An 11,646-nucleotide genomic window follows, 5' to 3' on the forward strand; every position below is an offset into this window, starting at 1 on the left:
CGGAAGGCGGTGCGCGGGTGAGCTCGGGTGGGCGGGAGCTGCCCTCTGGTGACGAGGGTCGCGAGGGGGGCTCCGCGGACGTACCCGCCGGAGCGGTGTCCCTGGCACGGCCGGTGGAGATGGGATCTCAGATCGGACCGGAACTGGACTGGGGTACCGACGCCTGGCGCGAGGTCCGTACGCGCGCCCAGCGTGCCGGGCGCGCCTACATCTGGCTGAATCTGGTGGAACAGCGGCTGCGCGCGGTCGTGGCCGCTGTTCTGCGCCCCGTCTACGAACCCGTCCACGCGGACGACTGGGTGGTCGCCGCGGCGGGCCCCGCGGGGCAGGAGTGGGTACAGCGGGCCGTCGCCGTGCGCGAAGTGAGCCGGCGCAAGGGCTACTTGCTCGACCCCGCCGACGACAACGTCCTGAGCTTCCTCACGCTGCCCCAGCTGCGCGAGCTGATGGTGCAGCACTGGCCGTGCTTCGAGCCGTACCTCGACGACCGGCGCGATGTGGAACTGGCCCTGGACGAGCTGGAGGTCACGCGCAACGTCGTCTCGCGCAACCGCGCGCTCTCCGCGGCGGTCCTGGCGCAGGCGGAGCGCGCCTCGGCCAAGCTCTTGGACATACTCGGCGCGGGTACCGACACGCCTTCCGCGCGCCGCCTTCCGGTGGACGCCGTCGAGGACCTGGTCGGCGACCGTTACGCGGACGTGGTGGCGGTGCACCCGGACCGGGTGCGCCTCCTGCGGCAGTTCCCCGCGGAGGACATCTTCGGCGGGGCCCGCCGCCTCGACGCGATCGGCATCGGCCTCAACCTGCTCGTGCAGAACTTCTCCGGGCGCCGGCTGGTCCGGCTCGCGGAGTCCGGCTGCCGGGTGCGGCTGCTCTTCCTCAACCCCGCGAGCAGCGCGGTCAAGCGCAGGGAGCGGGAACTGGGCATCAAGAAGGGTGAGTTGAGCCGCTCCGTCGAGATGAACATCCTGCACACGCGCCGGGTGCGGGCGCGCCTGCGGGATCCGGGGGCCTTCGAGATCCAGGTCTTCGACGAGACGCCGCGCTTCACCGCGTATCTGGTCGACGGGGACGGCGCGGACGGCATCGCCGTCGTCCAGTCGTACCTGCGCGGGACCCGCGGCATGGAGGCGCCGGTGCTCGTGCTGCGCGGCGGCGGTCGGGTGGTGAAATCGGGTGATACGGACGAGGGTGGTCTTTTCCCGACATATCGCGAGGAGTTCGAGCTGGCGTGGGCGGACTCGCGCCCGGTGTCCTGACCCCTCCCGCCCCGGCGCTTCGGCGCGCTCGGGCCGGGTAAGCGGAACGCGGACCTCGGATTGTCTGTGGCGCATGCGATCGTGGTGGCCACTGGGGGAAAGCACGACGAAGAAGGGGGCGGCCGTGGGCTGGCACCAGGAGCTGCTGATCGGTTTCGACCTGGAGACGACAGGGACGGATCCGGACGAAGCGCGCATCGTGACCGCCGCGGTGGTCGAGGTCAAGGCGGGCGAGACGCTGGGCCGTCGCACCTGGCTGGCGGATCCGGGAGTTCCGATCCCGGCCGACGCGGTGGCCGTGCACGGCGTCTCGAACGAACGGGCGGCGGCCGAGGGCCGCCCCGCCACCGAGGTGGCGGACGCGCTCGCCGACGTCCTCGTCTCGTACTGGCAGTCGGGCGTCCCGGTCGTCGCGTACAACGCGGTCTTCGACCTGAGCCTGCTCTCCGCCGAGCTGCGGCGGCACGGCCTCGCGTCCCTGAGCGAGCGGCTCGGCGGCGCGGAGCCCGGCCCGGTCATCGATCCGTACACGATCGACCGCTCCGTGGATCGCTACCGCAGGGGCAAGCGGAATCTGGAGGCGGTCTGCACGGAGTACGGCGTGGTCCTGGAATCCGCCCACGACGCGGCGGCCGACGCCCAGGCCGCGGCCCGCCTCGCCTGCGCGATAGCCGACCGCCACCCCAAGGTCGCCACCCTCGGCCCGGCGGACCTGCACCGCCGCCAGATCGAGTGGTACGCGGAATGGGCGGCGGACTTCCAGACCTTCCTCAGGAAGAAGGGGAACGAGGACGCGGTGGTGGACGGGGTGTGGCCCTTCAAGGAGCCCGCGCCCGCGGCGAGCTGAGTCAGAAGGGGTACCAGCGCACCTCGGTGTCCCCGTCCCGCAGGGAGGCCACCCTGCGGCGGAACTCCGTCAGCGCCTTCGGGTTGGCCGGTGAGTGCTGTGCGACCCATGCGCAGCTGGCCGTCTCCCTGGCGCCCCGCAGGATCGCGCACCCCTCCCACTCCCGCACATCCCACCCGTAGACCGAGACGAACCCGTCGTACGCCTCGGGCGAGAGTCCGTACCGGTCGCGGGAGAGCGCCATGACGACCAGATCGTGCTCCCGCAGGTCGCTGGAGAAGGTCTCCAGGTCCACGAGGACGGGGCCGTCGGGTCCCACCAGGACGTTGCGCGGCAGCGCGTCGCCGTGGATCGGTCCCGGCGGCAGGTGCGGGGTGAGCGCGGCGGCCGCCGAGGCGAATCCGTCCCTGCGCTCACGCAGATAGTCCGCGTCGGCCGGATCGATGGCGTCACCCGCGAGCCGCAGCCAGCGCTCGACGCCGCCGAGCAGTTCACGGCGCGGCAGTTCGAAGGAGGGGGAGGGCAGTTCGTGTACGAGACGGATCAGCGCGGCGAGGTCACGCGGCTCGGCGGGGCGCACGGCCTCCGGGAGCCGGTGCCAGAGCGTCACCGCGTGGCCGTCCACGACCCGGGGTTCGGCCTCCACGGCCCGTACGGCGGGGACGCCCGCCTGTTCGAGCCACCGGGCGACGCCCAGTTCGCGCCGCGCCCGGTCGAGGAGCCCGGGGGCGTTCCGGCCGATCTTGACGACCAGGTCGCCGACGCCGAACACCGCGTTCTCGCCGAGGGCGAGCAGATGGGCCCCGCTCACCGGAACCGAAAGTTCCGCCGCGTCCAGTACGTCCCGCGCCCGTGCCTCGTCCACTCGTGCCTCCCGCACCCGTTGCCCCGTTCGCCCGACAGTCTCGCATTCGCACAGGCCAACAGGCGTGCGCGGGCTGCGCAGCTGCTTGACGTATCAAGATCACATCAGCACGATGACGGGGGCCGCCAGGGCGGCCAGACCCGTATGAGCCGCCCGAAGGAGCCGATTCCGTGACATTAGGGACCGCGACGAAGCGGTCAGCGAGAGGCGCGCCGAACCGCGGAGGCGCGGACCACGGCGCGTGGTTCCTCGTGCTGCCCGCCCTGACCCCGATCCTCGTCCTCAGCGTCGGCCCCCTCCTCTACGGCATCGCGCTGGCCTTCACCGACTCCCAGTCGGGCCGCACCGAGCCCACGCAGTGGATCGGCACCCTCAACTTCCAGGACCTGCTGCACGACACGCTCTTCTGGGACTCGTTCCGGATCGGCCTCCTCTGGGCGTTCGGCGTCACCGTGCCGCAGTTCCTGCTCGCGCTCGGCCTCGCGCTGCTGCTCAACCAGAACCTGCGCTTCCGCTGGCTGGCGCGGGCGCTCGCGATCATTCCCTGGGCGATGCCCGAGGTGGTCGTCGGCATCATGTGGCGCCTCGTCTACCACCCGGACGCGGGCGTGCTCAACGAAACGCTCTCCACCTTCGGGCTCGGCGCGGGCAAGGACTGGCTGACCGGCACGGCCACCGCGCTCTTCGCCGTGATCGTCGTCGGCGTCTGGGCGGGCATGCCGCAGACCACCGTCGCCCTGCTCGCCGGGTTGCAGAACACCCCGCGCGAGCTGCACGAAGCGGCCGCGATGGACGGCGCGGGCGCCTGGCGGCGCTTTCGGACCGTCACCTGGCCCGCCATCAAGCCGATCGCCCTCGCCATCACGGCGCTCAACTTCATCTGGAACTTCAACTCCTTCGCCCTCGTCTATGTCCTGACCCAGGGCGGCCCCGGCGGCCGCACCCGCCTGCCCATGCTCTTCGCCTACGAACAGGCGTTCCGCTACGGCCAGTTCGGCTACGCCGCGGCCATGGGCTGTGTGATGGTCGCCGTGATCTCCGTGCTCCTCGCCGTCTACCTCGTGGGCCGCCTGAAGGGAGGCGACGAGGCATGATGCGTACGAAGAAGTCCACGCGCGCCGCGCAGTACGTGGCGCTCGCCGCCTACCTCGTCTTCCTCGCCTTCCCGTTCCTCTGGCTGATCTCCACGGCCTTCAAGCCCGCGCGGGAGCTGGGCAGCCTCAACCCCACCTGGATCCCGAAGGACCCGACCCTGGAGAACTTCCGGCAGGCCTTCGACGAACAGCCGCTCCTCCAGGCCGCCGGCAACTCCCTGGTCGCCGCGGTCAGCGCGGCCCTGATCGCGGTCGTCATCGCGACACCGATGGCGTACGTCATGGCCAGGCACCGCACGCGTCTGGCGAAGGCGGCCACGGGCTGGGTGGTGGTCAGTCAGGCGTTCCCGTTCGTCCTCATCATCATCCCGCTCTTCCTGATCCTGAAGAACCTCCACCTGATCAACTCGCTGCTCGGACTGATCATGGTGTACGTGGTGTGGTCGCTGCCCTTCGCGCTGTGGATGCTCGTCGGGTACGTCCGCGCGGTGCCGACCGAGCTGGAGGAGGCGGCCGCGGTGGACGGCGCGAGCAGGGTGCGGACGTTCGTCTCGGTCGTCGCGCCGCTGCTCGCACCCGGCATCGTGGCCACGGCGATGTTCGCCTTCATCACCGCGTGGAACGAGTTCTTCTTCGCGCTCGTCCTGCTCAAGACCCCGGAGAAGCAGACGTTGCCGGTCATCCTCAACCGTTTCATCGGCGCGGAGGGCGTCGCGGACCTCGGCCCCCTCGCGGCAGCGGCGTTCCTCGCGACCATCCCCTCGCTCGTCATCTTCGCGATCATCCAGAAGCGGATCACGGGCGGCATGCTGGCGGGGGCGGTGAAGGCCTGATGCGTACTGCACCACGGCTGCTGACCGCCGCGGCCACCGCGCTCGCCCTGCTGCTCACCGGATGCAGCGGCGACTCCGGCGACGACGACGGGAAGATCACGCTCCAGTTCCAGTCCCTGGCCTGGCAGAAGGAGTCCGTCGACGCCAACAAGGTCCTCGTCGAGGAGTGGAACGCCACCCACCCCGACGTCAAGGTCGAGTACGTCCAGGGAAGCTGGGACAGCGTCCACGACCAGCTGCTCACCTCCTTCGAGGGCGGCGAGGCGCCCGACATCATCCACGACGCCTCGGACGACCTCGCCGACTTCGCCTACGGCGGGTACCTCGCGGACCTCGGCGAGCTGCTCCCCGAGCGGCTGAAGGCCGATATCCCGAAGCGCAGCTGGCAGACGACGACCTTCGGGGGCAAGGTCTACGGCGTGCCGTTCCTCCAGGAGCCGCGCGTCCTGATCGCCAACGCGAAGTGGCTGAAGAGGTCGGGCGTCCGCGTCCCCACCCCCGAGAAGCCGTGGAGCTGGGAGGAGTTCAGGGACGTCACCAAGGAACTCGGCGACGGCGAGGACGGTAAGTACGGCGTCGCCTGGCCCTTGAAGGAGCCGGTCTCCGCGACGCTCAACCTCTCCCTGTCTGCGGGCGGCCGGATGTTCCACCGCGGTGCGGACGGCAAGGTCGACGTCCGCTTCGACAAGGCCGACGAGATCATGCCTCGCACGGTCCACGACCAGGTCAACAACGACAAGAGCGCTTCCGGCACGACCCTCGGCATGGGCGGGTCCGACACGCTGCCCGGCTTCTTCGGCGGGAAGTACGCGATGGTCCCGCTCGGCTTCTCCTACCGCCAGCAGATCGTCCAGCAGGCCCCGAAGGGCTTCGACTGGCAGGTGCTTCCCGCGCCCGCCGGATCCGAGGGGCTCGCACAGGGCGTCAGCCCGCAGACCCTGTCCGTCGCCGAGGACAGCCCGCACAAGAAGGAAGCGGCTCAGTTCATCGACTTCTTCCTCCAGCCGGACAACATGGTGAAGCTGGCGCGCGGCGACTGGATGCTGCCGACCGGCAAGGAGGCGCTGAAGGACCCCGCGCTGCGCACCGGCAAGCACGACTGGGCGGCGGGCACGGCCCTTGCCGAGGATCTGCGCTCGGCGCCCGCCCAGTCGGTGCGGGGCTATCCGGAGTGGAAGGACAAGGTCGCCACCCCGGCCTTCCAGGAGTACTACAGCGGGGCGATCGACCTGGACGAGCTGCGCGAACGCCTGGTGGAGGACGGCAATCTGGTCCTGGCGAGATATCAGCGCTAGGTCTGCGCTGTACGAGCCCGGGGCGCGGTCTCAGTCGGCGTCCGGCTTCTCCGCCGAGAAGAGCCAGTTGTCGAACAGCTCAGTGAGGTCCTGCCCCGACTTCTTCTCGCACAGCGCGATGAACTGCTCGGTGTCGGCGTTCCCGTGCCGGTGCTCACGCGTCCAGGTGCGCAGGATGCCGAAGAAGGTGCGGTCGCCCACGGTCTCGCGCAGCTGGTGCAGCGTCATGGCGCCCCTGCCGTACACCGGCCTGTCGGAGACCCGGGCGGCGCTCGGCGGGTCGGCGGCCGGGAAGTCCCAGATGCCGTCGCTCTCCGAATGCGTGCCGTCGTAGAAGGAGTCGAAGGTCTCCTGCGCGCTGCGGTGGCCGTGCTCCTCGTCCCACAGCCACTCGGCGTAGGTGGCGAAGCCCTCGTTCAGCCACATGTCCTGCCAGGCGCGGGGCGTGACGGAGTTGCCGAACCACTGGTGGGCCAGTTCGTGGACGACCAGGCGGGTGTCGGGTGCCTCCTGGAAGTACGGCTTGGTCTGCGTCTCCAGGGCGTAGCCGAGGTCGGGGAGGTGGTCGACGACGGCGCCGGTCGAGGAGAAGGGGTAGGGGCCGAAGCGGTCACTGGCCCAGTCGACGACCTCGGGCACCAGGTCGTGGACGTCGACGGGCCCGTCCGCCTCGTCGGGGTCGACGGCGGTGTAGACGGGCAGGCCGTCGTCCGTCGTCGTGGTGGAGACGTCGAAGACGCCGGTGACGACGCTCGCGACGTAGCTCGCCGTGGGCTCGGGGTTGTGCCAGCGGAAGGTGGTGCGCTTGCCGCGCTGCCGCGTCTCGCGCAGTGTTCCGTTGCTGACCGCGGTGTAGTCGGACGGGACGGTGACGTCGATGTCGTACGTCGCCTTGTCCGACGGGTGGTGGTTGCCGGGGAACCAGGTCATGGAACCGGTGGGTTCGCCCAGCGCCGCCACGCCGTCGTCCGTCTCGATCCAGCCCTCGTCGCCGCCGTCGCTCGCCGTGAGCATCCGGGGCGTCCCGTCGTACCGGACGGTGGTCCTGAAGGTCTCGCCCTTGCCGATGGGCCGGGCGGGGGAGAGCGTCAGCTTGTTCTTCTTCCTGCTGAAGCGGGCGTCGGAGCCGTCGACGGCGGCGTGGCGCACGCGCAGGCCCGCGAGGTCCAGGCTGAAGCGGGACAGGTCCTGTGTCGCCCGCGCGGTGATCACGGCGGTGCCTTCGAGGGCGTTGTCGTCGGGGACGTAATCCAGTTCCAGGGCGTAGTGGGCGACGTCGTAACCGCCGTTGCCGAGGGCCGGGAACAGATGGTCGTCGACGCCGGTGGCACCGGCGCGCGGCGCCCCGTCGGCGCGGTCCGACGTCGACGAGGTCGTGCAGGCGGTCGTCACCGTGAGGAATAGGGCGGCCAGGAGGAGGGTGGAGCGGCGGGGGCGGATGGTGAACTCCTGACGGGGGCGGGGCGTGGGCGGACGGGCGCGGTCACAGGCGGTTGTGGGCGAGGCGGTTCCCACGTACGTCGAGCAGTACGAGATCTCTGGCGGTGCCGTCGCCGTCGTCGCCGTCCCACCAGGTACGGAAGAGGCCCCCGAGTTCCTTGGCGGTGGCCGGCCGCGCGGAGAGGTCGGTCTTCACTTCGACGTCGTAGTCGTCCGCCTCGTCGGTGCCGGTGAGTTCGACCGTCGTCAGGGCCCGCGCGTGGCGGGCGGTGCGGGACTCACCGGAGTCGCGGGCCCAGGAGCGGAACTGCTCCAGGAGGCGGTGATCGGACTTCCGTACGGAGTCGTCCGGGGCCTGCGCGCCGCCGCCCGTGCTCTTCGCGCCGCACGCCGACAGGGCGAGGCAGAGGACGGCCGCGCACGCGAGCGCTGCGGGGCGTCCCGCGTGCACGTGGTTCATGAGGTGGTCTTCCGGCCGCTCGGAGGGAGGTCTGCTCGTTCGCCAGGTAAGAGGGCCAGAGACTCCGTCAGGTTGCCGCCGCGCGTCGGGCTCCTTGATTCATCGGCCCAGCGGGGCGGCGGGGTCGGACTTCCCGGCGCTCATGGTGCTGGGCCTGCGGGGGCGTCCCGCAGGCCCAGCAGGGCGCGGCTTTCGAGGTGACGTCCACCGCGCTGCGGATCGGCAGCGGCTCGGCCCCGCGGTCCTCGCGGGGTGGCGTCCGTGGCCGGGGGCGCCGGCGTCCACGCGCTCAGCCACGACGCGGTGCTGACGGGGCAGCACCTCGCCTTCGCGGTCGCGGTCGCGGTCGCGGTGACGGTGACGGTCGTGAGTGGGCTTGCCCTCGCCGTACGGAGGCGTTCCCGCGACCGCTCCACGGAGGCCACCGCGACCGCGCTGTGCGGCGGGGGCGTCGCGCCCGCGCCGCACGGCGAGGACACCGCCACCGCGCCACAGGGCGAAGGCGCCACCGCGCCCCGGCAAAGACACCGCCACCGCACCTCACGGGCGGAATCACACCGCGACCGACTCCTCCATCTCCTCTTCCTCCGCTTCCCGCTCCTGAGCCTCCCGCCCCCGGGCGGGAACCGCCGCCGTCCGCCCGCGTCGCTCCCACAGGCCCGCGATGGCGACGATCGCCAGGCCGAGCAGCAGCCAGCCGGCCAGCGTCCACACGTGCCCGCCCAGGCCGTGGCCGCCGAAGTAGAGGTGGCTGCGGATGCCCTCGACGAAGCCCGCGCCGTTCCAGAAGGCGTGCAGCGAGCCGAAGAAGCCGTTCTGGAGTTCGGGCCGGAAGAGACCGCCGGACGTCGTGAAGTTGAGCATCACGAAGAGCACCATCATCGCCAGCGTCGTCCAGCGCTTGAGGAACGTGTGCAGTCCTACGCCGATGAGGAGGACCCCCGCCGAGTAGAGCCAGGCCATCGCCCATACGCCCCACAGGCCGTGGTGCACGAGGTGGAAGATGGGCCCGGCGAGCGCGGCGCCGATCAGGCTGACGGCGAGGGCGACCCCCACCGCGAGGCCCGCGCGGGCCCGCATCCGCAGCCCCGCGCCCGCCGCGCCGAGGACCGCCACCGACGCGTACGAGCCGATGCTGACCGCGACGAGCAGGAAGAACAGGCCCTGGCCCGTGGGGTCGTCGGCGACCGGCGCCGCGACATCGGTGACCTTGAGCGGTACGCCCTGCTCCGCCGCGACCGGCGTGAAGATCTTCTGCGCCGCCAGTGAACTCATGTCGGACCCGGCGGAGGCCACGATCAGCTCGGGCGCCTTGGCGTCGGGGACGTAGGCCCCGGCTATGTCCAGGGACTTGAGCGCGTCGACGGCCTGCGCGCGGTCGGCGAGGGTGCGAACGTCGAGGGCGTCGCCCGCCTTGTCCTTGACGGTCTGCGCGAGGACCCGCGCCTGCGGGCCCGAGCCGACGACGGCGATCGGCATGTCGTTCGGCTCGGGCGTGACGAACGCGCCCATGTAGGCGAGGCCCATGCCGAGGCACATCAGCAGGGGCGTCACCAGATGGAGGAGGACGTGGCGCAGCGCGTCGCGCAGGCGGGGCGCGGGTTCCGCGGTGACGGACATGGGGGTTTCTCCGGAGACTCGACAGGTGGATGGAGTAGGTGGAGTAGGTGGCGTAGATCGCGTGGTGGGCGTGGAGGGGGCGGCATAGTTGCTATATGCAACCCTTCCGATGTTGTACTGTACAACCATCCTGGGAGAGGGAGAAATCGTGACCGGTCGCGACGAGGCCATCGAGATCATTCAGCGGGAGATGACCGCCTTCGCCCGCCGCGCGCGGGCCACCGCCGCGCGGATGCACCCTGAGCTGTCGCTCGTGTCCTTCACGCTGCTCAGCCACCTCGAACACCAGGGCGGCTGCCGGGCCACGGATCTGGCCGTGCACTACACCCTCGACAAGTCGACGATCAGCAGGCAGGTCGGCGCCCTGGAGAAGGCGGGACTCGTCGAGCGGCGACTCGATCCGACCGATCACCGGGTGCACGTGCTGCACCTCACCGACCGGGGCAATGAAGTCCTCGCGCAGGTGGGCGAGGCTCGCCGGGTCGCGTTCCAGGGGCGGCTCGCGGGGTGGAGCGGGGCGGACCTGGAGCGGTTCGCCGGTTATCTGCTCCGCTACAACGAGGCCGCCGACGACGACGGAGGATCCGTATAGCTTGCACGAGACGTATCGTCTCGCTTAGGGTCCCGGGTATGACCTCACCCGGGCCCGCCCACATCGCCATGTTCTCGATCGCCGCCCACGGGCACGTCAACCCGAGCCTCGAAGTGGTCCGGGAACTCGTCGCCCGCGGCCACCGCGTGACCTATGCCATCCCGCACGCCTTCGCGGGGAAGGTCGCGGAGACCGGCGCCGAGCCCCGCCCCTACACCACGACGCTGCCGGGCCCCGACGACGACCCGGAGGCCTGGGGCACCGAGCTGATCGACAACATCGAGCCGTTCCTGCACGACGCGATCACGGTCCTCCCGGAGCTGGCCCGCGCCTACGAGGGCGACGAACCCGACCTTGTCCTGTACGACATCACCTCCTACCCGGCGCGCGTCCTCGCCCGCCGCTGGGGCGTCCCCGAGATCTCGCTCTCGCCGAACCTCGTCGCCTGGGACGGCTACGAGGAGGAGGTGGCCGAACCGATGTACGCGCAGTTGAAGGGGACCGAGCGCGGCCAGGCGTACTACGCGCGCTTCCATGCCTGGCTCACGGAGAACGGCATCACCCAGCACTGCGACCCCTTCGTCGGGCGTCCGCCGCGCTCGCTCGTACTGATCCCCAAGGCGCTCCAGCCGCACGCCGACCGGGTCGACGAGAGCGTGCACACCTTCGTCGGCGCCTGTCAGGGCGACCGGGCGGAGCAGGGTGACTGGGAGCGGCCCGCCGGCGCCGAGAAGGTGCTGCTGGTCTCGCTCGGCTCGGCCTTCACCAAGCAGCCCGAGTTCTACCGCGAGTGCGTCAAGGCATTCGGAGGGCTGCCGGGCTGGCATGTGGTGCTCCAGGTCGGTAAGTACGTCGACGCGAGCGAACTCGGCGAGGTGCCCGGGAACGTGGAAGTGCGTGACTGGGTGCCGCAGCTGGCGATCCTGAAGAAGGCGGACGCGTTCATCACGCACGCCGGTGCGGGCGGCAGTCAGGAGGGGCTCGCCACGGCGACGCCGATGGTGGCCGTGCCGCTCGCCACCGACCAGTTCGGCAACGCCGACATGCTCCAGGGACTTGGCGTCGCCCGGCACCTGCCGATGGCGGAGGCGACCGCCGAAGCCCTGCGCGAGGCGGTTCTCGCGCTGGTCGACGACCCCGAAGTCGCCCGCAGGCTGGGGGAGATCCAGAGGTCGATGGCGGGGGAGGGGGGCACGAGTAGGGCGGCCGACCTCATCGAGGAGGAGCTGGAGAAGGGGCGGGCCCGAAGGCTCTGACGTAACGCTGCGTGACGCGGTTCCCTGAGCGGCCCAGTTGTTCGGTAACGCTCTGATAACGCGCCACCGTGCTGGAAGGCCCATT

At 70.9% G+C, this 11,646-nt stretch carries 11 protein-coding genes; 7 read left to right on the forward strand and 4 right to left on the reverse strand.

The window, feature by feature from the left end:
• The first annotated feature begins 17 nt into the window (after positions 1 to 17).
• A complete protein-coding gene (locus IG54_RS0123565) occupies positions 18 to 1,259 on the forward strand; it encodes an SAV2148 family HEPN domain-containing protein (protein ID WP_078594403.1) in 1,242 nt (413 codons plus the stop codon).
• A gap of 124 nt (positions 1,260 to 1,383) precedes the next feature.
• A complete protein-coding gene (locus tag IG54_RS0123570) occupies positions 1,384 to 2,106 on the forward strand; it encodes a 3'-5' exonuclease (protein WP_030787865.1) in 723 nt (240 codons plus the stop codon).
• 1 nt (position 2,107) lies between these two features.
• On the opposite strand, the gene IG54_RS0123575 is transcribed toward IG54_RS0123570, so the two are convergent.
• Complete coding sequence (locus tag IG54_RS0123575; protein ID WP_030787868.1) at positions 2,108 to 2,971, reverse strand: phosphotransferase enzyme family protein; 864 nt, start codon at positions 2,969 to 2,971, stop codon at positions 2,108 to 2,110.
• A 170-nt stretch (positions 2,972 to 3,141) separates the two neighbouring features.
• Between IG54_RS0123575 and IG54_RS0123580 the strand changes: the two genes are divergently transcribed.
• The 3 genes from IG54_RS0123580 to IG54_RS0123590 are packed head-to-tail and all read left to right on the forward strand — an operon-like array spanning position 3,142 to position 6,193.
• On the forward strand, positions 3,142 to 4,065 hold the full coding sequence (locus IG54_RS0123580; RefSeq protein WP_030787871.1) for a carbohydrate ABC transporter permease: 924 nt from the start codon (positions 3,142 to 3,144) through the stop codon (positions 4,063 to 4,065).
• Positions 4,062 to 4,898, forward strand: a complete 837-nt coding sequence (locus IG54_RS0123585; protein WP_030787874.1) for an ABC transporter permease subunit — start codon at positions 4,062 to 4,064, stop codon at positions 4,896 to 4,898. The genes IG54_RS0123580 and IG54_RS0123585 overlap by 4 nt, the downstream gene beginning before the upstream one ends.
• On the forward strand, positions 4,898 to 6,193 hold the full coding sequence (locus IG54_RS0123590) for an ABC transporter substrate-binding protein (protein ID WP_030787877.1): 1,296 nt from the start codon (positions 4,898 to 4,900) through the stop codon (positions 6,191 to 6,193). The genes IG54_RS0123585 and IG54_RS0123590 overlap by 1 nt, the downstream gene beginning before the upstream one ends.
• 30 nt (positions 6,194 to 6,223) lie before the next feature.
• Here IG54_RS0123590 and IG54_RS0123595 read toward each other — a convergent pair whose 3' ends face one another.
• The 3 genes from IG54_RS0123595 to IG54_RS0123605 form a co-directional block, all read right to left on the reverse strand.
• On the reverse strand, positions 6,224 to 7,585 hold the full coding sequence (locus IG54_RS0123595; RefSeq protein WP_234336314.1) for a M1 family metallopeptidase: 1,362 nt from the start codon (positions 7,583 to 7,585) through the stop codon (positions 6,224 to 6,226).
• Between the two features lie 91 nt (positions 7,586 to 7,676).
• On the reverse strand, positions 7,677 to 8,093 hold the full coding sequence (locus IG54_RS38200) for a hypothetical protein (RefSeq protein WP_030787884.1): 417 nt from the start codon (positions 8,091 to 8,093) through the stop codon (positions 7,677 to 7,679).
• A gap of 552 nt (positions 8,094 to 8,645) precedes the next feature.
• Entirely contained in the window at positions 8,646 to 9,713 is a 1,068-nt protein-coding gene (locus tag IG54_RS0123605) for a membrane protein (protein WP_030787887.1), read from the reverse strand.
• Between the two features lie 190 nt (positions 9,714 to 9,903).
• Here IG54_RS0123605 and IG54_RS0123610 point away from each other — a divergent pair, with 190 nt between their 5' ends.
• Positions 9,904 to 10,305 (forward strand): MarR family transcriptional regulator, encoded by a 402-nt coding sequence (locus IG54_RS0123610; protein WP_234336318.1) that lies wholly within the window; start codon positions 9,904 to 9,906, stop codon positions 10,303 to 10,305.
• 38 nt (positions 10,306 to 10,343) lie between these two features.
• Positions 10,344 to 11,561, forward strand: a complete 1,218-nt coding sequence (gene mgt, locus IG54_RS0123615; protein WP_030787893.1) for a macrolide-inactivating glycosyltransferase — start codon at positions 10,344 to 10,346, stop codon at positions 11,559 to 11,561.
• Positions 11,562 to 11,646 lie beyond the last annotated feature (85 nt).

The sequence above is a fragment of the Streptomyces sp. NRRL S-920 genome (assembly GCF_000717945.1).
GTDB lineage: Bacteria > Actinomycetota > Actinomycetes > Streptomycetales > Streptomycetaceae > Streptomyces > Streptomyces alboniger.

Coding starts and splice junctions, on each gene's coding strand:
- IG54_RS0123585 (WP_030787874.1), top strand. CDS start 4,062: ATGATGCGTACGAAGAAGTCCACGCGCGCCGCGCAGTACGTGGCGCTC.
- IG54_RS0123610 (WP_234336318.1), top strand. CDS start 9,904: ATGACCGCCTTCGCCCGCCGCGCGCGGGCCACCGCCGCGCGGATGCAC.
- mgt (WP_030787893.1), top strand. CDS start 10,344: ATGACCTCACCCGGGCCCGCCCACATCGCCATGTTCTCGATCGCCGCC.
- IG54_RS38200 (WP_030787884.1), bottom strand. CDS start 8,093: ATGAACCACGTGCACGCGGGACGCCCCGCAGCGCTCGCGTGCGCGGCC.
- IG54_RS0123605 (WP_030787887.1), bottom strand. CDS start 9,713: ATGTCCGTCACCGCGGAACCCGCGCCCCGCCTGCGCGACGCGCTGCGC.
- IG54_RS0123590 (WP_030787877.1), top strand. CDS start 4,898: ATGCGTACTGCACCACGGCTGCTGACCGCCGCGGCCACCGCGCTCGCC.